This is a genomic window from Azospirillum brasilense (genome assembly GCF_022023855.1).
Lineage (GTDB): Bacteria > Pseudomonadota > Alphaproteobacteria > Azospirillales > Azospirillaceae > Azospirillum > Azospirillum brasilense_F.
On sequence record NZ_CP059450.1, the window covers coordinates 1180856 to 1203188 of the forward strand.

Sequence of the window (22333 nt, forward strand, 5' to 3'; positions counted from 1 at the left end):
TTGTTCTTTTGCAAAGTCCCAACGAGAAGACCAAGGAGGGCACCGAGAAATGAGCACCCGTCCGCAGGCGGTTTCCACCCAGCATGTCGAGAACGAGCGCACCCGCGTCACCGAATGGCGTCTGGTGCCGGGGGCGGAGACCGGCGCCCATGTGCATGGCTACGACTATGTGATCGTTCCGGTGATGGCCGGCGCCTTCACCATCGTCGATCCGGACGGCAACGCCCGCCAATTCCCGCTGGAGCCGGGCCGCTCCTATTTCCGCAAGGCCGGCGTCAGCCACAACGTCATCAACGACGGCGACAGCGACATCGTCTTCGTCGAGGTCGAATTCCTCCAGCCCGGCTGACCCTTCACGCCCGATCCGACTGACCGATGCACCGCGGCTCCACCATGTTCGACTATGGCCAGGACGGCGACGAGCCGCTTCCCGACGCCGTCATCCGTTCCGGCGGGCCGCGGTCCGTCCAGCATTTGCTGCTCTCCCTGTCTCCGGAGAACCCGCTTTACCTCTACGCCGACGCGGCGGACGCCGGGGGCGGGGCCTATTACCGGGACTCCCGTGAGGTCTGGCAATCGCTGGCCGACGGGGAGGGCCAGCGCTGGCGCTGGTTCGTCGGCAGCCAGGGCCGCGTCGTCGAGGCCGCTCCCGGCGACGTCCATGGCCTGCGCCGCGCCGCACCGGTCGCCCTGACGATCACTTGGTACAGCCTGCCGGACCGCGAGAGCGTTGGGCGGGTGCGCAACGCCCTGCGCGCCATCGGGGCCACCTGCAGCCGCGGCCCGGCGGCCTGAGGGCGTACCTCCATCACGGACGCCCGTGAACGCATAGGCGCCATGTCATTTCGGAATCCCTCTTGATCAGGCCGGGATTGTGTGGGCGCGACTTCTGTCCTAGTGTTAGGAACTAGGAATCCGGGAGTATCCGACAGAGTGGCCGTCACCCAGGCACAGCCTTCGCGCGTTCTGACGCCCTGTGCCTCATCGCTCGTCCTGCGGTGACTGCCCATGATGGCCTCTTCCCACATGATCGTCGGCGGGGCGGCGTGGTTCTACACCTCGGCGCGCTTCGGCCTGCCCTTTGACGTGGTAGCGTTCGGAGCGGCGGTGATCGGGTCTCTGGCGCCGGACATCGACCATCCCAAATCGACGCTCGGCCAGTTGATGCGGCCACTGTCGAACGTGATCTCCGCCGTCTTCGGGCATCGCGGCGTCACCCATTCCACGCTGGCCATCGTGGGGTGCCTGTGGGTCCTGCACGAGTACGCGGACTACTCACACCTGATCCTGCCCTTCCTGATCGGCTATCTGACCCATCTGGCGGGTGACCTGCTGACTCCAGCGGGGCTGCCTCTGCTCTGGCCGATCAAGCGGCGGCGCAACTTCGCGCTCCCCATCCTGAAGACCGGCGGATTCTCGGAGCAGCTGGCGGTCACCCTGCTGGCCGGCTGGATGATCTCCGGCCTGTTCTCCGCGTCCTGGCCGGGCCTGCCCCTCGACCGCCTGCCCTTCGAGAACTGGATGGCGATGGACCGCCCGTGGCGCTCCGCCGTCGTCGCGGCGCAGGGCTTCCTCGGGGAGGAAGGGCGGGAGCGCAGCGCACCCCCCATCCCCGCCCGCAAGCCCGTGGAGCAGGCAAGGAGCCGTCCACTGAAAGGATGAGGCATGAGCGCTTGGGTTGTGTTTTTAATGTAACGGTCAATGACTCATCTTTGCTTTCGTTTCGTCAACCTTGTCACATTTCGTCATAGAGACCGCGAAAATCTGTCTTTGTCACCGCTTAGCGATTCGTTAGGCTTTTTAGGCATATTCTAGTGACCATATCCAATCGATCTTAGATTGAATTTCCACACGCTGCGATGCGGACGGATCCGACCATGGCAAAGCTCCGGATGTCGAAAGAGACGCAGGCGGCCGACGGCGTGCCGCCCGATGCGGCGACGGCGATGCCGCTCCACCTCGCGCTGCCCGATCTGCCCGGCGGACAGGACAACAGCCTGAAGCGTGTCTCCGACGTGCTGGCCCCGCTGGACCATGGGCAGAAGCTCCAGCTCTACAAGATGATCCGCGACGGGTATCTGGAGGACATGGCCGAGCCGGTCGCCCAGATGCTGGTCACCATGCTGAACGGGCGGCGGTCCGAGCACGCGCGCCGCGTCTGGACCGGCCTGTTCGACGCCCTGATTCTGCGCGACGATTCCCTGCTGACCAGCGGGGTTCGGCTGGCCGGCGCTCTTCATCTGGCGGACGTCAGCGCCTGGTGGTTCGCCCTGGCCCCGCGCATGGAGCCGCTGGTCGGCCGCGTCCAGGAGACGGTGGCCCGCCTCGCCAAGGACCAGCCGCTGAACGAGATCTTCGCCTCCGCCGAGGCGCAGAGCTGGGCGGACGAGCTGCGCCAGCGCAGCCTCGCCGTGCTGGCCCGCCTGCGTGCCACGCCGACGGAGGCGACCGCCTTCCTGGCCGAGGTGTCGGGTTTCCGCGCGCAGATGTTGAAACGCCACGGCGTCCGCCAGCGCGAAGGCGTCGCCCGTGCGGAGCTGGAGCGGATGGAAGCCATCCTTCTGGCGGCCCCCGCCTGGGCGGACCAGCCCTTGCCGTCGCTGCTGCACGGCGACCCGGTGCGTCTGGCGCGGGAGATGGTGCGCCGCGGCGACTGCACGCGCGACGGGGCGGCCATGTTCGCCGTGGCCGGCCTGCACCGGCGCGACGACGCCGCCCTGGCAATCCGCCTCTTCGAAGCCTTCCCCGTCGCCGTGGCGAAGGACGCGATCATCGGGCGCCTTCTTGTCGCCGCGGAAGCGCTGAAGACCACGCTGACCGGCAGCTTCCTCAGCAAGCCGGGCCTGCTGGTGGCGGACGCGGTGGACGACTGCGACCATCCCTCCGCCCAGCTCCAGCATTTCCTGGCTTGGTACGACGCCGTCCACGCGCTGGAGTTGGACACCACCGACCGCGAACGCAACATGGTTCATCAGGCGTTCCGCGAGCTGAGCAACGCGGTGCACGAGGACCTCGCCCCCGTCCTCGCCCGGCGGATCGAGGCGCTGACCATGCACAGCGTGCTCGACCCGCTGATGGAGCGCGTGCGCTTCGTCAACGAGTTCCAGGCGCAGCTGGCGCGGCGCGGCATCGTGTCGTCCGGCAAGCCGTGGCGGGCCGAGGACGGCAACCACGTCGCCACGGTCTTCCGCCGCCTGTCCTCCACCGGCGCCGCGGAAGGGCTGCGGACGCTCGGCCAGCTCGCCGATCTGGCGGACATGCTGAGCTATCCCGTCGAGATCACCGCGCTCGACATCGCGCTGGCCGGGGTGATCGAAGCGGCGTTGCGGCAGCAGAAGACGTTCGGCGCTGCCGAAACCCGCCTGATCGACCGCGTCATCGCCGTGTCGAGCGACGAGCGCAAGCGCTGCCGCTGGTGGGTGGCCCCGGAGGTCGTCACCCTGCTGGACGCCGCGGAGAAGTCCGGCATCGCCGGTCCTGCGAAAAAGTAACGACGACCGCCGCAACGCTGTCTTTTGCTCGTTGTGAAGAATGCTGAATCCCCCGTTCCCGGCTCGTTCATGCCAAGAGCGGAACGGCGGTGCCAACCTCCTGTTGGTCCGGACATATGACGCCGGCGCAGCCCTTGTTCGTGGCGGCGTCCGGCGCTCCCCCGCAGATCCGGAGTCTCCATGGCACCGCTCAAGGCCAGCCTGCGCCCGGCCCCCGCGCCGCCCCCAGCACCGATTCCCGTCACATTGAACGTCAACGGGGTGGAGCGGACGCTTCACCTCGCGCCGTGGACGACGCTGCTGGACGCGCTACGCCTGCATCTCGACCTGACCGGCACCAAGAAAGGCTGCGACCACGGCCAGTGCGGGGCCTGCACCGTCCTGGTGGACGGGCGGCGCATCAACTCCTGCCTGACGCTGGCGGCGATGCAGGACGGTCGCAAGGTCACCACCATCGAGGGGCTGACCACCGGCGACGCGCTCCACCCGCTCCAGGACGCCTTCATCGAGCATGACGCCTTCCAGTGTGGCTATTGCACGCCGGGCCAGATCTGTTCCGCCGCCGGGCTGATCGCCGAGGGCAAGGCCACCACTGACGACGAGATCCGCGAGTTGATGAGCGGCAACCTCTGCCGCTGCGGGGCCTATCCCAACATCGTCGCGGCGATCCGGCAGGCCATGGCCACCGCCGCCCCGAAGGCGGAGGGCGCGCCATGAGATCCTTCACCTACGCCCGCGCCGACAGCGCGGCGGACGCGATCGGGCGGGCCGGCGCCTCCGGGACGGCCTTCGTCGCCGGGGGGACCAATCTGCTCGACCTGATGAAGGCCGATGTGCTGCGGCCGGAAGGGCTGGTCGACATCTCGCGCCTGCCGCTGGACCGGATCGAGGAGACGGCGGAGGGCGGACTGCGGCTGGGCGCGTTGGCGCGCAACGCCGACACCGCCTATGACGAGCGCGTGCAGACCCGCTACCCCATGCTGTCCAAGGCGATTCTCGCGGGAGCCTCGGCGCAGCTCCGCAACATGGCGACCAACGGCGGCAACCTGCTGCAGCGGACCCGCTGCTACTACTTCTATGACACCGCCACCCCCTGCAACAAACGGGAGCCGGGGTCGGGCTGCGGCGCGATCGGCGGGGTGAACCGCATCCACGCCATCCTGGGCGCCAGCGACCATTGCATCGCCGTCCACCCCTCCGACCTCTGCGTCGCACTGGCAGCGCTCGAAGCGGTGGTCCAGGTGACCGGGCCGGAGGGTGAGCGCAGCATCCCCTTCGCCGAGTTCCACCGCCTGCCCGGGGACCGCCCGGAGATCGACACGGTCCTGCGGCCGGGCGACCTCATCACGGCCATCGACCTGCCGGCCAGGGGCTTCGCCGAGCATTCGACCTATCTGAAGATCCGCGACCGCGCCTCCTACGCCTTCGCGCTGGTGTCGGTCGCGGCGGGGCTGGAGATGGATGGGGGCACCGTCCGCGAGGCCCGCCTGGCGCTGGGCGGGGTCGCCCACAAGCCCTGGCGCGACCCGGAGGCGGAAACCGCCCTCGTCGGGAAGCCCGCCACGCCCGACCGGTTCCGCGCCGCCGCGCGTGTTCTGCTGCGCGACGCCAAGGGGCACGAGCACAACAGCTTCAAGATCGAACTGGCCGAGCGCGCCATCGTCCGTGCCCTGACCGAAGCCGCCGAGCGCAAGGGAGCGCCCCGTCCATGATCGCCATTCCCAGCATCCCCGGCTTCCTGACGGAGCCCAACGGCCCCATCGGCAAGCCCGTCAGCCGGGTGGACGGGCGCAAGAAGGTGACCGGCGACGCCCATTACGCCGCCGAGTTCACCTTGCCGGACCTTGCCCACGGCTGCATCGTCTCCAGCGCCATCGCGCGCGGGCGAATCACCCGCATCGACACGGCAGCAGCGCTGGCTCTGCCCGGCGTCATCCACGTCTTCACCCACGAGAACCGGCCGAGCCTCGCCTGGTTCGACCGCAAATGGAAGGACGACGACGCGCCCAAGGGAGCGCCCTTCCGCCCGCTCTACGACGCGGAAATCCACCACGCGCTCCAGCCGGTGGCGCTGGTGATCGCCGAGAGCTTCGAGCTGGCCCGCTACGCCGCCCGCCTCGTCCACATCGAGTATGAGGCGGCTCCCCACCAGACCGACCTGCGCGCCAACCGCGCGAACAGCTTCACCCCCGGCAAGGACAAGGGCGGCTTCGAGCCCCCGCCGAAGCCCCGCGGCAACCCGGAGCAAGCCTTCCTGGACTCGCCCGTCCAAGTGGACGCGGAGTTCACCCAGGCGGCGGAATACCACAACCCGATGGAGATGCACGCCACCACCGTCCTGCACCACGACGACGGCACGCTGACCGTCCACGACAAGACCCAGGGCGCTCAGAACTGCCACACCTATGTCTGCAACGTCTTCGGCCTGGCCAAATCCGCGGTGCGGGTGATGTCGCCCTTCGTCGGCGGCGCCTTCGGCTCCGGCTTGCGGCCGCAGCACCAGCTCTTCATGGCCATGCTGGCGGCGACGCAGTTGAAACGCTCCGTCCGGGTGGAGCTGTCGCGCCCGCAGATGTTCAGCTTCGGCCACCGGCCCGAAACCATCCAGCGGGTGGCGCTGGGCGCCGACCGCGACGGCACGCTGCGGGCGCTGATCCACGAGGCGGTGCAGGAAAGCTCCCAAAACGAGAACTATGTGGAGATCGTCGTCAACTGGTCGGGCCAGCAGTACGCCTGCGACAACGTCCGGCTGGACTACAAGCTGACCCGGCTGGACGTGCACACGCCGCTGGACCAGCGCGCGCCAGGGGCTGCGACCGGCGTCCCGGCCCTGGAGATCGCCATGGACGAGCTGGCCTGCAAGCTCGGCATGGACCCGGTGGAGCTTCGCCTGAAGAACTACGCGGAGACCGACCCCAACACCGGAAACCCCTTCTCCAGCAAGGAACTGCGCGCCTGCTTCCAGCACGGGGCGGAGCGGTTCGGCTGGGCGAAGCGCAGCCCCGCGCCGCGCTCCATGCGCGAGGGGCGCGAACTGATCGGCTGGGGCATGGCGGCGGGCGTATGGGACGCCATGCAGGGGCAGGCCGCCGCCAAGGCGGTCCTGGGCGTCGACGGCAAGCTGGTGGTGTCCAGCGCCACCGCCGACATCGGCACCGGCACCTACACCGTCATGACGCAGATCGCCGCCGACGTGCTGGGCCTGCCGATCGAGGAGGTGACCTTCTGCCTGGGCGATTCCTCGCTTCCCACCGCCCCCATCGAGGGCGGGTCCTGGACCGTCTCCACCGTCGGGTCGGCGGTGAAGGCGGTGTGCGACCGGGTGCGGTCACAGCTGATCACGCTGGCCGGGAAGCTGGACGACAGCCCGCTGAAGGGCGTGGCGGAGGCGGACGTTCTCTTCGCCGACGGCCATCTCATCGTCCGGGACGACCGGGCGCGGCGGCTGTCCATCACCGAGGTGATGCGCGGCTCCGGCACCCTGTCCATCGAGGAGGAGGCGCGCGCCCTGCCCTATCTGCTGGCGCGGGCGCGGCACACCTTCGCCACCCATTCCGCGGTCTTCGTGGAGGTCCGGGTGGACGAGGATCTCGGCACCATCCGGGTATCGCGCGTGGTCAGCGCCATCGCCGCCGGCCGCATCATCAACCCCAAGACGGCGCGCAGCCAGATTCAGGGCGCCGTGGTCTGGGGCATCGGCATGGGGCTGGAGGAGGAGGCCTTCACCGATCACCGGCTTGGCCGCGTGATGAACCACGACTACGCGGAGTACCATGTCCCGGTGAACGCCGACGTGCCGGAGATCGACGTACTGTTCGTCGAGGAGCATGACGACATGGTCAACGCGCTGGGCGCCAAGGGAGTCGGCGAGATCGGCATCGTCGGCGTTCCCGCCGCCATCGCCAACGCCATCCATCACGCGACCGGCGTGCGCGTGCGCGACTTCCCGATCACGCTGGACAAGGTGCTGGCGGGTCTTCGCTGACGAGGGCGGGTGGTTGCGACGGGCCCCCACCCAACCCTCCCCCGCTTCGCAGGGGAGGGCTTTTCTCCTCCCCCTGCGCAGCGGGGGGAGGCCGGGAGGGGGGCCCTACGCCACCACTTCCTTACGCCGCAGCGACAGCCTCGACCGGCGCCATGCGGATCAGGTAATCAAAGGCCGACAGGGCGGCCTTCGAGCCCTCGCCCATGGCGATGATAATCTGCTTGTAGGGCACCGTCGTCGCGTCGCCCGCCGCGAACACGCCGGGGATGGAGGTCTGGCCGCGGGCGTCCACCTCGATCTCCCCGCGCGGGCTCAGCGCCACAGACCCCTTCAGCCACTCGGTGTTGGGCACGAGGCCGATCTGCACGAAGATGCCTTCCAGATCGATCCGGTGCACCTCGCCGGTGTTGCGGTTCTTGTAGCTGAGGCCGGTCACCTTGGTGCCGTCGCCATGCACCTCGGTCGTCAGGCCCGAGGTGATGACGCGCACGTTGGGCAGGCTGCGCAGCTTGCGCTGGAGCACCTCGTCAGCGCGGAGCTGGCTGTCGAACTCGATCAGCGTCACCTCGGCGACGATGCCGGCCAGATCGATCGCCGCCTCGACGCCGGAGTTGCCGCCGCCGATGACCGACACGCGCTTGCCCTTGAACAGCGGGCCGTCGCAATGCGGGCAGTAGGCCACGCCCTTGTTCCGGTACTCGTCCTCGCCGGGGACGCCCATCTGGCGCCAGCGGGCGCCGGTGGACAGGATCACCGTCTTCGACTTCAGCGAGGCCCCGTTGGCGAGCCGGACCTCGATCAGGCCGCCCGGCTCCGAGGCGGGGATCAGCTTCTCCGCCCGCTGCAGGTTCATCACGTCGACCTCATACTCCTTGACGTGCTGCTCCAGCGCGGTGGCCAGCTTCGGGCCCTCGGTGTGGGAGACCGAGATGAAGTTCTCAATGGCCATGGTGTCGAGCACCTGACCGCCGAAGCGTTCCGCCGCGACGCCGGTGCGGATGCCCTTGCGGGCCGCGTAGATCGCCGCCGCGGCGCCGGCCGGGCCGCCGCCGATCACCAGCACGTCGAAGGCGTCCTTGGCCTTGATCTTCTCCGCGTCGCGCTGCGAGGCGCCGGTGTCGATCTTGGCGAGGATCTGCTCCAGCCCCATGCGGCCCTGGCCGAACGGCTCGCCGTTCAGGAAGATCGACGGGACGGCCATGATCTTGCGCGATTCGACCTCCTGCTGGAACAGCGCGCCGTCGATGGCGACATGCTTGATCCGCGGGTTCAGAACGCTCATCAGGTTCAGGGCCTGCACCACGTCGGGGCAGTTCTGGCAGGACAGCGAGAAGTAGGTCTCGAAGCTGTACTCACCATCCAGCGCCTTCACCTGCTCGATGACCTCCGCCGACTCCTTGGAGGGGTGGCCGCCGACCTGCAGCAGGGCGAGGATGAGGGAATTGAATTCATGGCCCATCGGCAGGCCGGCGAAGCGGATGCCGACGTCGGTGCCGGTGCGCTTGATCGCGAAGGAAGGCTTGCGCGCGTCGTCGTCGCTGCGGACGAAGGTGATCTTGTCCGACAGGGACGCGATGTCCTGCAGCAGAGCCTGCATTTCCTGCGACTTGGCACCGTCGTCCAGGGAGGCGGCCAGTTCGATGGGCTGCGTGATCTTGTCGAAATAGGCCTTGAGCTGGCCTTTGACGTTGCTATCCAACACGGCGAGGGCTCCCGAAAGTGGTTTTTCGAAGCGAGCCCGGTGGCGCCAGGGCGGGTCCGGGCAGCAGAAGTTCGTTGAAGCGTTTCTTGTCGAACGGCAGATCTTGGTGAACGGCAGATCTTGGTGAACGGATGAAGGCCACTCGTGATCCGGGCCCGGAATCGATCCGGGCCCGAAGCCGTGGCGCCGCGGCCAACTTGGCCGCGGCCGAACCGTCCGGCCGCGGTTGCGGCCGGCGGTTCCCAGATGATCAGCCGGAGAGGCTTAGATCTTGCCGACGAGGTCGAGCGACGGGGCGAGCGTCTTCTCACCCTCTTCCCACTTGGCCGGGCAGACTTCGCCCGGGTGCGAGGCGACGTACTGGGCGGCCTTCACCTTGCGGAGCAGCTCGCGGGCGTCGCGGCCGATGCCGCCGGCGGTGATCTCGATGATCTGGATCTTGCCGTCCGGGTCGACGACGAAGGTGCCGCGGTCGGCGAGGCCCTTCTCCTCGATCAGGATCTCGAAGTTGCGGCAGATCGTGGCGGTCGGGTCGCCGACCATGGTGTAGCCGATCTTGCCGATGGCCGGCGAGGTGTCGTGCCAGGCCTTGTGGCAGAAGTGGGTGTCGGTCGAAACGCTGTAGATCTCAACGCCGAGCTTCTGGAACTCGCTGTAGTTATCGGCCAGGTCTTCCAGCTCGGTCGGGCACACGAAGGTGAAGTCCGCCGGGTAGAAGAAGACGACCGACCACTTTCCCTTCAGGTCGGCGTCGCTGACGTCGATGAACTTGCCGCCCTTGAAAGCGGTCGCCTTGAACGGCTTAATCTCGGTGTTGATCAAGGACATGATTTCTCCATCAGTCTGAATGATTGGAGCAAGCGTCACTCCGGTGTCCTGCCAGCCTGGCGCCGTTTCCCAAATGGGCTACCGGTGCCGCGGCATCCCTGCCGGAAGTCTGCTCCCCCCTCGTTGGTCGCTTGACACCAGGGAAGTTAGGGGCAATGGGTCAGCGATGGAAGCGAAAAATACCAATCGCTTTGATCGATAAAACCGATTATTGTGCAGTGCATGAAGCCCCTCCCCACGTTGCGTCAGCTCCACTACCTCGTCGCCGTCGTCGATCGTTGCCATTTCGGCAAGGCGGCGGAGGCGTGCCTCGTCAGCCAGTCCACGCTCAGCGCCGGCATCCAGGAATTGGAGAATCTGCTGGGCGCTCCGCTGCTGGAGCGCACGCGGCGGACCGTCCTGCCGACCCCGCTGGGCCGCGAGATCGCCGACCGCGCCCGCACCGTCCTGAAGGGGGCGGAGGAGCTGGTGGACATGGCCCGCTCGGTGGAGGACCCGATGTCCGGGCCGCTCCATCTGGGTGTGATCCCGACCATCGGCCCCTTCCTGATCCCCCGCGTGATGCCGGCCCTGCGTGACAGCTTCCCCAAGCTGAAGCTGTTCCTGCGCGAGGACCAGACCGCCCGTCTGCTCGACCGGTTGGAGTCGGGGGAGCTGGACGCGGCCATCCTCGCCCTGCCCTATCCGTCCGGCGACGTGGAATCGATCGACATCGCCGAAGACCGCTTCTCCGTGGTCTGCACGCCCCAGCATCGGCTGAGCGACGTAACGACGCCCCGCCCGTCCGACGTGGCGCTGGAGGATCTGCTGCTGCTGGAGGATGGGCATTGCCTGCGCGACCACGCGCTGGCCGCCTGCTCGATGGAGGGGGCGCGGCAAAGCGCCACGTTCCAGGGCACCAGCCTGCACACGCTGGTCCAGATGGTCGCCAACGGTCTGGGGGTGACGCTGCTGCCGCAGATGGCGCTCGACTCGGGGATTCTGCGCGGTTTGGATGTGGTGGTCCGCCCGCTCGGCGGGGAGCGGCCGTTCCGCCGCATCGGGCTGGTCTGGCGCCGCACCTCCGGCCGCAAGGAAACCTTCCGGCAGCTCGCCGCCGCCTTGAAGACGGAGATGTCCCGCGACAGCGGGCCGCAGGCCCCCGCCAACGGCGACGCCGGCGTGCGGACCGCCGCCTGACCCGGGGTCAGAGAACGTAGGTCATCACGAGATACAGCAGCGCCTCGCCGTCGCCGACATTGCGGTAGGCGTGGGGCGCGTCTGCGTCGAACTGGATCGTGTCGCCCTCCTCCAGCCGGTGGTTGCCGTCGCCGGTCTCGATCTCGACCACGCCGCACCCGACCAGGATGTTCTCCACGGTGCCGATGGTGTGGGCGTCGGCCCGCTCGTCGGTGCCGGGAGCGAGGCGCAGCTCGTAGAACTCCACCTGCCGCTCCCCACGGAAGGGAAACAGCGCCCGCGAGCTGAACCGCCCGTCGCGCGAGGCCAGCGGCCGGCTGTCCGCCCGCCGAATCACCGTGGTCCCGCCGCTGCCCCCGCTGCTGAGCAGGCTGGAGAAGGGCACGTCGAGCGCGCGGGCGATGGTCCACAGGAAGTCGATGCTGGACGGCCCCTGCCCGGCTTCGATCGCCGTCAGCTCCGCCCGGCTGTTGCCCGACAGCTTGGCGAGCGCGTCGACGGACAGCCCCTGGCGGAGCCGGAAGTTGCGGATGTTCTCGGCGATGACGCCGGTCAGCGGGTTGGCGTCGCCGTCCGCCGCCCGGGAGTCCGTGCTCCGGGGGGTCGATGTCGTGCTCATGGTGTTTGGCCCTCCCGTTCCATCACTGCGTGCTCATGTCCTGGGGTTCAGCGGGGCGCCGACTGGATCTGGTCGAACAGGGCACCCTCCGCGAAGTGGGTCGCCTGGGCCTTGCGCCAGCCGCCGAAAACGTCGTCCACGGTCACCAGCGCCACCGGCGAGAAGCGCCCGGCATATTGCCGCGCCAGCTCGGGATGGCGGGGCCGGTAGAAATTCCGCGCAGCGATCTCCTGCCCCTCGCGGGTGTAGAGATACTGCACATAGGCCTCGGCCACCTTGCGGGTGCCCTTGCGGTCGACCACGCTGTCCACCACGGCGACCGGCGGTTCGGTCAGGATGGACAGGGACGGCACGACGATCTCGAACTGGTCGGCGCCGAACTCCTGGAGCGACAGGAAGGCTTCGTTCTCCCAGGCCAGCAGGACGTCGCCGACGCCCTTGCGGGTGAAAGTCAGGGCGGCCCCGCGGGCGCCGCTGTCCAGCACCGGGACGTTCCGGTAGAGGTCAGCGATGAACTGCCTGGCCTTCGCCTCGTCGTTGCCGTTGGTCTTCAGCGCGTAGGCCCAGGCCGCCAGATAGTTCCAGCGCGCTCCGCCCGAGGTCTTCGGGTTGGGCGTGACTACCTCCACGTCCGGCTTCACCAGATCGTCCCAGTCCTTGATCCGCTTCGGGTTGCCCTTGCGGACCAGGAACACGATGGTGGAGGTGTAGGGGGAGCTGTTGTTCGGCAGGCGCGTCCGCCAGTCCTTGGCGATCAGCCCGGCGTCGGCGATGGCGTCCACGTCGTAGCCCAGAGCCAGCGTCACCACGTCGGCGTCCAGCCCGTCGATGACCGAGCGCGCCTGCGCGCCCGATCCGCCGTGCGACTGGTGAATAACCACCGTCTCCCCCGACGCCTCCGCCCAGGTGCGGGCGAAGGCTGGGTTGAACTCCTCGTACAGCTCCCGCGTCGGGTCGTAGGAGACGTTCAGGATCGTGCTGCGGCTCGCGGCGCTGGCGGTCGCCAGGGCGGCCAGTGTCACCAGCCCGACGGCGATGAGGCTCTGGCTGAAGCGGGACGGCATGAACGGTGTTCCCCAGGCTGACGGTCGATGGCGTGGTGCCGGGGATTATTGAACACGGGCGATCCCTATCAAGCAAGTCGTCTTTTGCTGTTTTGTGTGTAATTCACATATGCACGATTATCATTTATCAGAATTTTAATGTGAAAAAAGGACGTCAAACGGTTGCGCCAGCCGAACGGCGCAGCCGGACCGGTCAGGCCTGCTTGGCGTCGATGATGCCGCGGCGGATGGCGCGGGTCTTGGTGAAATGGTCCTGCAGCTGCTCCCCCTCGCCCCAGCGGATGGCGCGCTGGAGGGCGGTCAGGTCCTCGGTGAAGCGCTGGAGGATTTCCAGGACCGCTTCCCGGTTGTTCAGGAACACGTCGCGCCACATCACCGGGTCGCTGGCGGCGATGCGGGTGAAGTCGCGGAAACCGCCGGCCGAGAATTTGATGACCTCGGACTTGGTGTCGTCCTCCAGGTCGGACGCCGTGCCGACGATGGTGTAGGCGATCAGATGCGGCAGGTGCGATGTGATGGCCAGCACGCGGTCATGGTGGTTGGCGTCCATCAGTTCCACGGTGGAACCGATGCGGCGCCACATCGTCACCACCTTATCCACCGCACCCTCGTTGGCGCCGGGCGGCGGGGTGACGATGCACCAGCGGCCCTGGAACAGGGTGGCGAAGCCCGCTTCCGGCCCCGAATGCTCGGTGCCCGCCACCGGGTGGCCGGGAATCAGATGCACGCCGTCCGGGATGTGCGGCCCGACGTCGCGCAGCACCGCCTGCTTCACCGAGCCGACGTCCGTCACGATCATGCCGGGGCGCAGCAGCGGCCCGAGCTGTTCACCCACCTCGGCGAAGGCGCCGACGGGAGTCGCCAGGACCACCACGTCCGCACCCTCCAGCGCTTCCGCCAGATCGGTGGTGGCGCGCTCGACGATGCCCAGTTCCATCGCCTTGGCGCAATGCTCCGGGCTGCGGTCCGCGCAAACGACCTGACGCGCCACCCCATAATGCGTGAGCGCCCGCGCCAGGGACGAACCGATCAGACCCACGCCGACGATGGCGACGCGGTCGAACAAGGGAGTGGCGGTCTCGCTCATGATCTCAAGGCACCGGCTGCGGATGGGTTGCAGAACGCTCCGCTATAAAGCACCAAGGCGCCCCCTGACCAAGCGAAACTTTGCCCGGCCGACCGCGCGCAAGGGCCGGAATGAAAAGGCCGGGCGCATGGCCCGGCCTGTTTCAGCGCGATCCGACGGCCCTGTTACGCCGCCAGGAAGTCCTTCAGCGCCTGCACCACCTCGCGCATTTCGGCCTCCGTGCCGATGGTGACGCGCAGGCAGCTCGGCAGGCCGTAGGCGGGCATCTGGCGGACCAGGATGCCGCGGCCCTTCAGGAACAGGCGCGCCGCCTCGGCGTCGTCCTTGCCGGGGGTCTGGCCGGCGAAATCGACCAGAACGAAGTTCGTCACGCTGGGATGGGTCTTCAGCCCCAGCCCCTGCACCTGCTGGACGAACCACTCCCGCCATTCGGTGTTGTGGCTGCGCGAGCGCTCCAGGAACTCGGTGTCCTCCAGCGCCGCCACCCCGGCGATCTGCGCCGCGGAGGAGACGTTGAAAGGACCGCGCACGCGGTTCAGCACATCGGCGATCCCCGCCGGGCAATAGGCCCAGCCCAGCCGGACCGAGCCCAGCGCGAAGATCTTCGAGAAGGTGCGGGTCATCACCACGTTGGGGAAGCGGTCAACCAGCTCCTGCCCCGCCGAATAGTCGTTGTGGTTCATGTACTCGGCGTAGGCCGCGTCGATGACCAGGATGGCGTTTTCCGGCAGGCCGGCGTGCAGCCGGGCCATTTCGTCGGCGGTGATGTAGGTGCCGGTCGGGTTGTTCGGGTTGGCGACGAAGACCAGCCGGGTGCGCGGCGTGACGTGGGCCAGCAGCGAATCCACATCGGTGGTCAGGTTCGTCTCCGGCGCCTGGACCGGCGTGGCGCCGACCGACTTGGCGCCGATCGGGTACATCAGGAAGCCGTGCTGCGAGTACAGCACCTCGTCCCCCGGCCCGGCATAGGCGCGGATCAGAAGGGCGATCAACTCGTCGGAGCCGGCGCCGCAGACCACGCGGTCGGCGTCCAGGCCGAAGCGCTCGGCGATGGCCTTGCGCAACTTGGCGGAGCCGCCGTCCGGGTAGCGGTGCAGCTCGCCCGCGGCGGCCTTGTAGGCCTCCACGGCGCGCGGGCTGGGACCGAGCGCGCCTTCGTTGGAGGCGAGGCGGATGTGCCCCGCATGCTCGCCGCCGACATAAGGGGCGATGTCGAGAATCCCCGGGCGGGGCGCCGGGCCGTTGTTCGGCTGGGTCATGTCAGGTCTCGGACCTTGCGGGCGTCATTGGGCGGGCGTCATTGGAAAGACGAGGTGGAGAGATGGAGCGGGACGGCGTAGCCGCCCACGATGTTGATCCGCACCGGGATGTCGCCCAGCCGGCCGGCGAAGGCGGCCAGGCGCGGATCGGTGTGGTCGACGAAGTCGGCGATCTCGACCAGATGAATCGACGGTCCGGACGGATCGCGGGCGTGCCAGGTGCAGAAATAGGTCGGGGCGAGGCCGCTCGTCTCCAGATGGTCCTTGAGCCGGCCGCGGCTGAGGTCCTGCCCCAGCTCAATCCCCAGCAGGGTGCGGTCGTCGCCGGTCGGCTCGTGCGGGACCAGCGCGATGGCCAGCGCGTCGCGGTCCTCGCCGCGGGCGTTGCCGCGCCCGGCGAAGGGCAGCCGGGCGACCACGCGCGGCGTGCGCGCGTCGGACGACACCAGGAAGCGCCACCAGGGGTCCGCGTCGTCCTCCGCCGGATAGGGAACGACGCCGACGGTGGCCGTGCCCTCCGACACCGCGCGGATCGCCGCGGCGGGGGAGTTGACGGCGGTCATCGGGACGACGCTGCCGAAATGGTCGCGGGCGACGTCCCAGAATCCGCGGCGGTCCTCCGGCGCGTAGACCGCGACGGCGAAAGGCCCCTGGAGCCGGGTGAAGGCGGTGATCATCTCCCGCCACATGCGGGTGACGGCCATCGCCGGGAAGGAGCCGGCATGGCGCGCCATCAGGCGGCGCAGGATGACCGCCTCGCGCGCCGGGCGCAGATAGATCGGGGTCTGGGGATTCCCGCTGACCTGCCCCTCGGCGGCCTCGATCTGGCTTTTCACGACGCCGACGCGCTCCACCACCGCGGCACGGCGCATCAGCAGGTCGTGGATCGTATCGTCGATGTGATCGATCTCGCGGCGCAGATCGTCGAGCGGGGACTTGGGCGGAGGCATGGGGCGGGAAACCGTCAAATCCAGGGCGAATCCAAAGCCGGATAGTAGTAGTCCGCAAGCGACGCAAAATCAAAGAAAACGTTGACACTCCCAACCGCCGGTCCGTAGCTATGAACTCCCGTTTTCCGGAGGCTCCCGACCCGTCATGTCCGCGCCGAACCCCGCCGCCGCCGTGCCTGGCGCCGTGCCTGCCGAGCCCGCGACGATGCCCGGCCACCGGGTCACGCTCGGGGTGGAGCGGCCCATGCGGCTAGACAGCGGGGCGGAGCTGGGTCCCTTCGAGGTCGCCTACCAGACTTATGGCGCGCTGAACGCGGACCGGTCGAACGCCATCCTGATCTGCCACGCCCTGACCGGCGACCATTACGTGCTCGACCAGCATCCCGTGACCGGCAAGCCCGGCTGGTGGGAGATGCTGGTCGGTCCGGGCAAGCCGGTCGACACCGACCGCTATTTCGTCATCTGCTCCAACGTGATCGGCGGCTGCATGGGCTCCACCGGCCCGAAGGAGACCGACCCGGCGACCGGCAAACCCTACGGTCTCGGCTTCCCCGTCATCACCATCGGCGACATGGTGCGCGCGCAGAAGCTGCTGGTGGAGCATCTCGGGATCGACCAGTTGTTCTGCGTGATCGGCGGCTCGATGGGCGGCATGCAGGTCCTGCAATGGGCCGTCGCCTATCCGGAGTCGGTATTCGCCGCGGTGCCGATCGCCACGGCGGCCCGCCACTCGGCGCAGAACATCGCCTTCCACGAGGTCGGCCGGCAGGCGATCATGGCCGACCCGGACTGGGCCGGCGGCAACTATCTGCTGGAGGGCACCCGCCCGCACCGCGGGCTGGCGGTGGCGCGCATGGCCGCGCACATCACCTACCTGTCGGAGCCGGCGCTGCACCGCAAGTTCGGGCGCAACCTGCAGAACCGCCAGACCGTCACCTACGGCTTCGACGCCGATTTCCAGGTGGAGAGTTATCTGCGCCACCAGGGCATCACCTTCGTCGAGCGGTTCGATGCAAACTCCTATCTCTACATCACGCGGGCAATGGACTATTTCGACCTCGCCGCGGATTACGGGGGCGGCATCCTGTCCAACGCCTTCCGCAAGGACGGCAAGGGCACGCCGGTGCGCTTCTGTCTGGCCAGCTTCTCCAGCGACTGGCTGTTCCCAACCTCCGAATCGCGGGCCATCGTGCATGCGCTGAACGCGGTGGCGGCCAACGTCAGCTTCGTGGAGATCCGGACCGACAAGGGCCACGACTCCTTCCTACTGGACGAGCCGGAATTCCATCAGGTGATCCGCGGCTTCCTGGAGGGCTGCGCCGAACACCGGGGTCTGACACGGGCGTCCCGGCCATGAGCCCCCTCGACGACAAGCAAACCGCGGCCCGCACCGCTTCCGGCAACGGCATCCGCACCGACCTGAAGCTGATCGCGGAGATGGTGGAGCCGGGCAGCCGCGTGCTCGACGTCGGCTGCGGCGACGGCGCCCTGCTCGCCTTTCTGTCCCGCCAGAAGGGGGTGGACGGGCGCGGGATCGAGCTGTCGATGGACGGCGTGCACCAGTGCGTAGCCCAGGGCCTGTCGGTCATCCAGGGCGACGCCGAAGCCGACCTGAAGGACTACCCGCCGGGCGCCTTCGATTACGTGATCCTCAGCCAGACCCTCCAGGCGATGCGCGAGCCGCGGACGGTGCTGGAGACGATGACCCGCATCGGGCGGCGGGCTATCGTGTCGGTGCCCAACTTCGGCTATTGGCGCATCCGCGTGCAGCTTCTGCTGACCGGGCGCATGCCGGTGACGGAGAAGCTGGGCTACCAGTGGTGGGAAACCCCCAACATCCATTTCTGCACGATTAAGGACTTCGTCGTCCTGGCGGAGGAGATGGGCATCCGCATCGAGCGCTGCATGATCGTGGACCGCGCCGGCCGGATCACCGGCCACGCCCATTCCGGGCTCGCCAACCTGCTGGGCGAGCAGGGCGTCTTCCTTCTGCGCCGGGACTGACCGGACCCCGCCGGTTTCCGGCGATGCAACCCCTGCCCCGCTGGCGCTGTTGATAGGCGAAGTCCGTTCAACAACAGACCAGCGGGAGCCACGCACCATGCGCCTCGTCCCCTCCTCCATCCTGGCCGCATCGGCCGCCGCCCTGCTGCTGTCCGGCGCCGCATCGGCCCAAACATCGCAGGCGCAAACGCCACAGGCGTCACCGGACGCCGCGCGGCCCCCGCTGATGACAGCGCCGCGCCCGGACGACACCCCGGCCACTCCGCCCGCCGCCTCGCCGGAGGGGCTCGGCGGCGATGCGCCCTCCGACGAGATGAAGCGCGCGGCCCCCTCCGTCGCCGCGATTCCCCATCTGCTGACCCCAGAGGAGGCGCGGACCCTGATCGGCAAGGAGGTGCGGACCCGCGACGGCCAGCCCGGCGGCTCCATCAAGGATTTCACGCTGGACGGCGGCGGCGCCGCGATTGAACGGATTGTGCTGGCCCCCGCCGAGGGCAGCGGGGCGGACGGGAAGCTGCGGTCCCTGCCGGTCAGCATGCTGCGCACCGACATTGCGGGCGCGTCTGCCGGCGCCGATGGCTCGACGCCGCCGACTTTGGACCTGCCGGCGGCCGAACTCGCGCGGGCACCGGAATTCACCTATGGCGCGGGTGTGAAGACGGTGACCGGCCAGCCGCAATAGCGGCTCAAACGCCGCTGTCCACCGCGCGCAGCAGGTCGAGGACAAGCCGCTCGCCGTCCGGCCAGGGACCATAGCCGGCGGCGGTGTTGATGTGGCCAAGATCGCCCGCATCGATGAAGTCGGCGCCCCACCCCACCGCGAACCCGCAGGAGCGCTCGGTGCGCGCATAGGAATCGTTGTGGCTGGCCAGCACCACCGTGTGGAAGGGCAGCGGGTCGGTGGGCACCGGAGCGAAGCCGTGGACCTCCGGCGGCGTGTGCTCCACCGACTCGACGTCGGGCGGGGCGACCAGCAGGGCGGCGGCGACTTTGCCGACCGACGATCCGCTCCGCACGGCCCAATGGGCGACCGTCATGCAGCCCAGGCTGTGGGCGACCAGCACCACCGGGGCGGGCGCGGCGGCCACGGCCTGTTCCAGCGACCGCACCCAGTCCTCCAGAACCGGCGCATCCCAGTCGGCCTGCTCGACCCGCGTGAAAGATGGGTGACGCTGCTGCAGCCAGCTTTGCCAGTGGTCCGGGCCGGAATTGCCGAGTCCGGGGACGATGAGAACGCTCGCCTTCGCCATGGGGTCCGATCCGCTGCGGTGACCAGGAAGGTTACAAACCGCAACGCCCCCGGAGCAAGGCTTACGGTTCCTCCGACACCCGCCACGCGCCGGATCCCGCCGGGCGGCGGGCCGGGGCCGCCCCGCCGGGAAGCGGAACGATCAGGCGGCGCTTGGCCGGCTGCTGGGTCTTGCGCGACACCCCGGCGAAGATCTGCTTGGACGCCTCGATCATGGTGACCCCGGCGAAGGCCTTGAACCAGCGACAGCCGACTTCCTCCCAGGCCGGGGCGGTCTTCATCAGGAAGCGGGAACGCAGCGGCGGCAGGAACAGGGCGTGCCCGGTGCGCTCCGGCACGAACATGGTGTCGCGCAGCACCTGCTTCAGTTGAGAGGCCGAGTAGGGGAATCCATGGCCGAAGGGTGTCCAGTCGGCCCGCGCCCACAGGCCGCGGCGGTTCGGCACCACCACCAGCACCCGGCCACCGCCGGCCAGCACGCGCCAGATCTCCCGCATCATCGGGCGGAGCTGCTCCGTTCCCTCCAGCCCATGGACGAGCAGCACGCGGTCCACCGACATGTCGGCCAGCGGCAGGTCCGCCTCGTCGCCCAGCGCCACCAGGCCCGGCCCGCCCGGCGGCCAGAAGGTCACGCCCTGGGTCGCCGGCATGATGGAGAACACCCGCTCCGCCTCGTCGCGGAAGGGTTGCAGGTACGGCGTCGTATAGCCGACCCCCAGCACGATCTGCCCGCGCAGGTCGGGCCAGATGGTGCGGATGCGCCGGCGGATCATCCGCCGCGCCGCCTGACCAAGCCCGGACTCGTAGAATTCACGAAGATCGACGATATCGGTGTACATGGTCATCCCAGGCTATCACGTTTCGATCGAACGTCCATTCATGCGGGAGGGGCCCAAGGCCATGGACATCCACCTTATTCCGGCTTTCGCCGACAACTACATCTACCTCCTGCGCGACCCGGCCAGCGGCGCCGTCGGTGTCGTCGATCCCGGCGACGCGCAGCCCGTGCTGGCGGAACTGGACCGGCGCAACTGGACGCTGACGCACATCTTCAACACCCACCACCACAACGACCACATCGGCGGCAACCACGCGCTGAAGGCGCGCTATGGCGCCGACGTGATCGGCCCGCGCGCCGACGCAGCCCGCATTCCCGATATGGAGACGTGCCTGGGCGAAGGCGAGACCATTTCGTTCGGATCGCTCACCGCGCAGGTGTTTTTCGTCCCCGGCCACACCTCCGGCCACATCGCCTTCTGGTTTCCGGAGGCCAAGACGCTGTTCAGCGGCGACACGCTGTTCGCGCTCGGCTGCGGGCGGCTGTTCGAGGGCACCCCGGCCCAGATGTGGGCCTCTCTGGTCAAGTTGCGCGGTCTGCCGGACGACACGCGCGTCTATTGCGGCCATGAATACACCCTGTCCAATGCCCGCTTCGCCGTGACGGTGGAGCCGGACAACGCTGCCCTGAAAGCCCGCGCGGCGGACATCGCCGCGCAGCGCGCGCGCGGGGAGCCGACCATCCCCTCCACGCTGGGCGTCGAGAAGGCCACCAACCCCTTCCTGCGCGCCGACGTGCCGGAGGTCCAGTCCGCCATTGGCATGGCCGGGGCCGATCCGGTGGCGGTCTTCGCCGAGATCCGAGGCCGCAAGGACCGCTTTTAAGGCAAGGACTGCTTTTAAGAAGGAGCGCCCTCGCGCTACGCTGACGCCCACAAAACGGGAGGAGAGATTTTCATGAAGCTGCGCTGGAGCCCGACCTCGCCCTACGTCCGCAAGGTCGCGATGGTCCTCATCGAATGCGGACTGGACTCGGCGGTCGAGAAGCAGGTGACCAACGCCTGGGCGCCGGACACCGATTTGCCGGCGGACAACCCGCTGGGCAAGGTGCCGGCCCTGATCCTGGACGACGGCTCGGCGCTTTACGACAGCCCGGTGATCGCGGAATATCTGGACACGCTGCACGACGGCCCGCGCCTGTTCCCGGCCTCCGGCCCGGCGCGCTGGACGGCGCTGCGCCAGCAGGCCCTGGCCGACGGCATCTGCGACGCCGCCATCCTGCGCCGGCTGGAGCTTCAGCGGCCGGACGGCGAGCGTTCCGAGTCGTGGGCGGACCGCCAACGCCGCGCCGTCGCCCGCGCGCTCGACGTGCTGGAGGCGGAGGCGCCGGCCCTCGACGGCACACTGACCATCGGCACGCTGTCCATCCTGGTGGCGCTCGGCTACCTCGACTTCCGGTTCGGGCACGAGCACTGGCGGGTGGGCCGCCCGGAGTTGGCGGCGTGGTTCGCCTCGGCTTCGGATCTCGACAGCTTCCGCCGCACCGCCCCGCCGCCGGCGTGAGAGGGGATGACGCCATGGAGTCCTTGACGCCCAAGCGCATCATCGCGACGCTGGGCATGCAGCCCCATCCGGAAGGCAGCCACTATGTGGAAACCTTCCGGGGCGCCCCGCCGGGCGGCGGACGCGGGATCAAGACCGGCATCTACTATCTGCTGCAGGCGGGGGAGCGCTCCCACTGGCACCGTGTGGACGCGGTCGTTATCTCGGATCCAGCTTATCAGCGCCCGTTGTTCACGATGACGTCCGCTAACTGGCAGTGCCTTACTCATCCCAAGCCTCAAGCTGGCACAGGCCGACAACGGCCGCTCGCAGCATTAAGCTGCCAAGTGATTGTTGCGCGGAGTTTCAGCGCCAGTCCCGGAACAATCCCCAAAGTGGATCCCTGCTGTCCGACACGAGGCAATGTGAAAAGCGGGAGTTGAACCAAACGCCCCCGGCACTCTGGCCGGGGGTCGTCAAGGTCGGTGGCGGTCATCGGCTCCCCAGCCTGTACCGCAAGCAAGATGGTTTGCTCATTCTTTAAACAAGTCAAGGTTGGTGCCGAAGTACCCCGGGGGTATGGGGGCAGCGCCCCCA

General features: G+C 68.5%; 23 protein-coding genes. 14 read left to right on the plus strand and 9 right to left on the minus strand.

All coding sequences use genetic code 11. From position 1 onward, the window contains the following. Window positions 1-49 precede the first annotated feature (49 nt). From H1Q64_RS18805 to H1Q64_RS18835, 7 genes are all read left to right on the plus strand, one after another. Entirely contained in the window at window positions 50-349 is a 300-nt protein-coding gene (locus H1Q64_RS18805; RefSeq protein ID WP_237905117.1) for a cupin domain-containing protein, read from the plus strand. Between the two features lie 26 nt (window positions 350-375). Next, window positions 376-795 carry a hypothetical protein gene (locus tag H1Q64_RS18810; protein WP_237905118.1) on the plus strand — a complete coding sequence of 140 codons (420 nt, stop codon included), beginning with the start codon at window positions 376-378 and terminating at the stop codon, window positions 793-795. 213 nt (window positions 796-1008) lie between these two features. Next, on the plus strand, window positions 1009-1662 hold the full coding sequence (locus H1Q64_RS18815; protein ID WP_237905119.1) for a metal-dependent hydrolase: 654 nt from the start codon (window positions 1009-1011) through the stop codon (window positions 1660-1662). 215 nt (window positions 1663-1877) lie between these two features. Next, the gene (locus H1Q64_RS18820) at window positions 1878-3491 is read left to right on the plus strand and encodes a hypothetical protein (RefSeq protein WP_237905120.1); all 1614 of its coding nucleotides are present in this window, start codon (window positions 1878-1880) and stop codon (window positions 3489-3491) included. A gap of 180 nt (window positions 3492-3671) precedes the next feature. Further along, the gene (locus H1Q64_RS18825; protein ID WP_237905121.1) at window positions 3672-4208 is read left to right on the plus strand and encodes a (2Fe-2S)-binding protein; all 537 of its coding nucleotides are present in this window, start codon (window positions 3672-3674) and stop codon (window positions 4206-4208) included. After that, complete coding sequence (locus tag H1Q64_RS18830) at window positions 4205-5203, plus strand: FAD binding domain-containing protein (RefSeq protein WP_237905122.1); 999 nt, start codon at window positions 4205-4207, stop codon at window positions 5201-5203. Before H1Q64_RS18825 ends, H1Q64_RS18830 begins: the two co-directional genes overlap by 4 nt. After that, the gene (locus tag H1Q64_RS18835) at window positions 5200-7476 is read left to right on the plus strand and encodes a xanthine dehydrogenase family protein molybdopterin-binding subunit (protein WP_237905123.1); all 2277 of its coding nucleotides are present in this window, start codon (window positions 5200-5202) and stop codon (window positions 7474-7476) included. Before H1Q64_RS18830 ends, H1Q64_RS18835 begins: the two co-directional genes overlap by 4 nt. 121 nt (window positions 7477-7597) lie before the next feature. On the opposite strand, the gene ahpF is transcribed toward H1Q64_RS18835, so the two are convergent. Beyond that, window positions 7598-9178 carry an alkyl hydroperoxide reductase subunit F gene (ahpF, locus tag H1Q64_RS18840; RefSeq protein WP_237905124.1) on the minus strand — a complete coding sequence of 527 codons (1581 nt, stop codon included), beginning with the start codon at window positions 9176-9178 and terminating at the stop codon, window positions 7598-7600. Between the two features lie 264 nt (window positions 9179-9442). Then, window positions 9443-10006: an alkyl hydroperoxide reductase subunit C gene (ahpC, locus tag H1Q64_RS18845; RefSeq protein ID WP_145623952.1), complete on the minus strand. Its 564-nt coding sequence runs from the start codon at window positions 10004-10006 to the stop codon at window positions 9443-9445. Between the two features lie 222 nt (window positions 10007-10228). Between ahpC and H1Q64_RS18850 the strand changes: the two genes are divergently transcribed. Then, window positions 10229-11185, plus strand: coding sequence for a hydrogen peroxide-inducible genes activator (locus H1Q64_RS18850; RefSeq protein ID WP_237905125.1), 957 nt, complete (start codon window positions 10229-10231; stop codon window positions 11183-11185). 7 nt (window positions 11186-11192) lie between these two features. Here the strand turns inward: H1Q64_RS18850 and H1Q64_RS18855 are convergent, their stop codons facing one another. The 5 genes from H1Q64_RS18855 to H1Q64_RS18875 all read right to left on the minus strand — a co-directional run bounded on the left by H1Q64_RS18855 (window position 11193) and on the right by H1Q64_RS18875 (window position 16164). Beyond that, window positions 11193-11804 carry a helix-turn-helix domain-containing protein gene (locus H1Q64_RS18855; protein ID WP_237905126.1) on the minus strand — a complete coding sequence of 204 codons (612 nt, stop codon included), beginning with the start codon at window positions 11802-11804 and terminating at the stop codon, window positions 11193-11195. A gap of 47 nt (window positions 11805-11851) precedes the next feature. After that, window positions 11852-12868 (minus strand): sulfate ABC transporter substrate-binding protein, encoded by a 1017-nt coding sequence (locus H1Q64_RS18860; RefSeq protein WP_237905127.1) that lies wholly within the window; start codon window positions 12866-12868, stop codon window positions 11852-11854. Between the two features lie 193 nt (window positions 12869-13061). Continuing rightward, window positions 13062-13955: a prephenate/arogenate dehydrogenase family protein gene (locus tag H1Q64_RS18865; RefSeq protein WP_104675395.1), complete on the minus strand. Its 894-nt coding sequence runs from the start codon at window positions 13953-13955 to the stop codon at window positions 13062-13064. Window positions 13956-14119: 164 nt separating this feature from the next. Continuing rightward, complete coding sequence (hisC, locus tag H1Q64_RS18870; protein ID WP_237905128.1) at window positions 14120-15214, minus strand: histidinol-phosphate transaminase; 1095 nt, start codon at window positions 15212-15214, stop codon at window positions 14120-14122. 38 nt (window positions 15215-15252) lie between these two features. After that, window positions 15253-16164: a chorismate mutase gene (locus H1Q64_RS18875; protein ID WP_237905129.1), complete on the minus strand. Its 912-nt coding sequence runs from the start codon at window positions 16162-16164 to the stop codon at window positions 15253-15255. Window positions 16165-16309: 145 nt separating this feature from the next. On the opposite strand from H1Q64_RS18875, the gene metX reads away from it, so the two are divergent. The 3 genes from metX (at window position 16310) to H1Q64_RS18890 (ending at window position 18850) form a co-directional block, all read left to right on the plus strand. Continuing rightward, on the plus strand, window positions 16310-17521 hold the full coding sequence (metX, locus tag H1Q64_RS18880; protein WP_237905130.1) for a homoserine O-acetyltransferase MetX: 1212 nt from the start codon (window positions 16310-16312) through the stop codon (window positions 17519-17521). Beyond that, window positions 17518-18168 (plus strand): methionine biosynthesis protein MetW, encoded by a 651-nt coding sequence (gene metW, locus H1Q64_RS18885; RefSeq protein ID WP_237905131.1) that lies wholly within the window; start codon window positions 17518-17520, stop codon window positions 18166-18168. Before metX ends, metW begins: the two co-directional genes overlap by 4 nt. A 97-nt stretch (window positions 18169-18265) precedes the next feature. Then, complete coding sequence (locus tag H1Q64_RS18890; RefSeq protein WP_237905132.1) at window positions 18266-18850, plus strand: PRC-barrel domain-containing protein; 585 nt, start codon at window positions 18266-18268, stop codon at window positions 18848-18850. Between the two features lie 4 nt (window positions 18851-18854). Here H1Q64_RS18890 and H1Q64_RS18895 read toward each other — a convergent pair whose 3' ends face one another. Continuing rightward, the gene (locus H1Q64_RS18895) at window positions 18855-19418 is read right to left on the minus strand and encodes an RBBP9/YdeN family alpha/beta hydrolase (RefSeq protein ID WP_237905133.1); all 564 of its coding nucleotides are present in this window, start codon (window positions 19416-19418) and stop codon (window positions 18855-18857) included. Between the two features lie 61 nt (window positions 19419-19479). Beyond that, window positions 19480-20256, minus strand: coding sequence for a class I SAM-dependent methyltransferase (locus H1Q64_RS18900; RefSeq protein WP_035678754.1), 777 nt, complete (start codon window positions 20254-20256; stop codon window positions 19480-19482). A gap of 61 nt (window positions 20257-20317) precedes the next feature. Here H1Q64_RS18900 and gloB point away from each other — a divergent pair, with 61 nt between their 5' ends. The 3 genes from gloB to H1Q64_RS18915 all read left to right on the plus strand — a co-directional run bounded on the left by gloB (window position 20318) and on the right by H1Q64_RS18915 (window position 22179). Continuing rightward, window positions 20318-21079 (plus strand): hydroxyacylglutathione hydrolase, encoded by a 762-nt coding sequence (gloB, locus tag H1Q64_RS18905; RefSeq protein ID WP_237905134.1) that lies wholly within the window; start codon window positions 20318-20320, stop codon window positions 21077-21079. A 72-nt stretch (window positions 21080-21151) separates the two neighbouring features. Next, window positions 21152-21757 carry a glutathione S-transferase N-terminal domain-containing protein gene (locus H1Q64_RS18910; protein ID WP_237905135.1) on the plus strand — a complete coding sequence of 202 codons (606 nt, stop codon included), beginning with the start codon at window positions 21152-21154 and terminating at the stop codon, window positions 21755-21757. A 14-nt stretch (window positions 21758-21771) separates the two neighbouring features. Continuing rightward, window positions 21772-22179, plus strand: a complete 408-nt coding sequence (locus tag H1Q64_RS18915; RefSeq protein WP_237905136.1) for a cupin domain-containing protein — start codon at window positions 21772-21774, stop codon at window positions 22177-22179. The last annotated feature ends 154 nt before the right edge of the window (window positions 22180-22333 follow it).

Excerpts from the sequence above, each read along its gene's own strand:
- H1Q64_RS18860 (WP_237905127.1), bottom strand. The coding sequence starts at position 12,868 with ATGCCGTCCCGCTTCAGCCAGAGCCTCATCGCCGTCGGGCTGGTGACA.
- metW (WP_237905131.1), top strand. The coding sequence starts at position 17,518 with ATGAGCCCCCTCGACGACAAGCAAACCGCGGCCCGCACCGCTTCCGGC.
- H1Q64_RS18855 (WP_237905126.1), bottom strand. The coding sequence starts at position 11,804 with ATGAGCACGACATCGACCCCCCGGAGCACGGACTCCCGGGCGGCGGAC.
- H1Q64_RS18830 (WP_237905122.1), top strand. The coding sequence starts at position 4,205 with ATGAGATCCTTCACCTACGCCCGCGCCGACAGCGCGGCGGACGCGATC.
- hisC (WP_237905128.1), bottom strand. The coding sequence starts at position 15,214 with ATGACCCAGCCGAACAACGGCCCGGCGCCCCGCCCGGGGATTCTCGAC.
- metX (WP_237905130.1), top strand. The coding sequence starts at position 16,310 with ATGTCCGCGCCGAACCCCGCCGCCGCCGTGCCTGGCGCCGTGCCTGCC.
- H1Q64_RS18900 (WP_035678754.1), bottom strand. The coding sequence starts at position 20,256 with ATGTACACCGATATCGTCGATCTTCGTGAATTCTACGAGTCCGGGCTT.
- H1Q64_RS18915 (WP_237905136.1), top strand. The coding sequence starts at position 21,772 with ATGGAGTCCTTGACGCCCAAGCGCATCATCGCGACGCTGGGCATGCAG.
- H1Q64_RS18815 (WP_237905119.1), top strand. The coding sequence starts at position 1,009 with ATGATGGCCTCTTCCCACATGATCGTCGGCGGGGCGGCGTGGTTCTAC.
- H1Q64_RS18890 (WP_237905132.1), top strand. The coding sequence starts at position 18,266 with ATGCGCCTCGTCCCCTCCTCCATCCTGGCCGCATCGGCCGCCGCCCTG.
- H1Q64_RS18910 (WP_237905135.1), top strand. The coding sequence starts at position 21,152 with ATGAAGCTGCGCTGGAGCCCGACCTCGCCCTACGTCCGCAAGGTCGCG.
- H1Q64_RS18825 (WP_237905121.1), top strand. The coding sequence starts at position 3,672 with ATGGCACCGCTCAAGGCCAGCCTGCGCCCGGCCCCCGCGCCGCCCCCA.
- H1Q64_RS18820 (WP_237905120.1), top strand. The coding sequence starts at position 1,878 with ATGGCAAAGCTCCGGATGTCGAAAGAGACGCAGGCGGCCGACGGCGTG.
- H1Q64_RS18865 (WP_104675395.1), bottom strand. The coding sequence starts at position 13,955 with ATGAGCGAGACCGCCACTCCCTTGTTCGACCGCGTCGCCATCGTCGGC.
- H1Q64_RS18850 (WP_237905125.1), top strand. The coding sequence starts at position 10,229 with ATGAAGCCCCTCCCCACGTTGCGTCAGCTCCACTACCTCGTCGCCGTC.
- H1Q64_RS18835 (WP_237905123.1), top strand. The coding sequence starts at position 5,200 with ATGATCGCCATTCCCAGCATCCCCGGCTTCCTGACGGAGCCCAACGGC.
- H1Q64_RS18805 (WP_237905117.1), top strand. The coding sequence starts at position 50 with ATGAGCACCCGTCCGCAGGCGGTTTCCACCCAGCATGTCGAGAACGAG.
- ahpC (WP_145623952.1), bottom strand. The coding sequence starts at position 10,006 with ATGTCCTTGATCAACACCGAGATTAAGCCGTTCAAGGCGACCGCTTTC.
- gloB (WP_237905134.1), top strand. The coding sequence starts at position 20,318 with ATGGACATCCACCTTATTCCGGCTTTCGCCGACAACTACATCTACCTC.
- H1Q64_RS18895 (WP_237905133.1), bottom strand. The coding sequence starts at position 19,418 with ATGGCGAAGGCGAGCGTTCTCATCGTCCCCGGACTCGGCAATTCCGGC.
- H1Q64_RS18875 (WP_237905129.1), bottom strand. The coding sequence starts at position 16,164 with ATGCCTCCGCCCAAGTCCCCGCTCGACGATCTGCGCCGCGAGATCGAT.
- H1Q64_RS18810 (WP_237905118.1), top strand. The coding sequence starts at position 376 with ATGCACCGCGGCTCCACCATGTTCGACTATGGCCAGGACGGCGACGAG.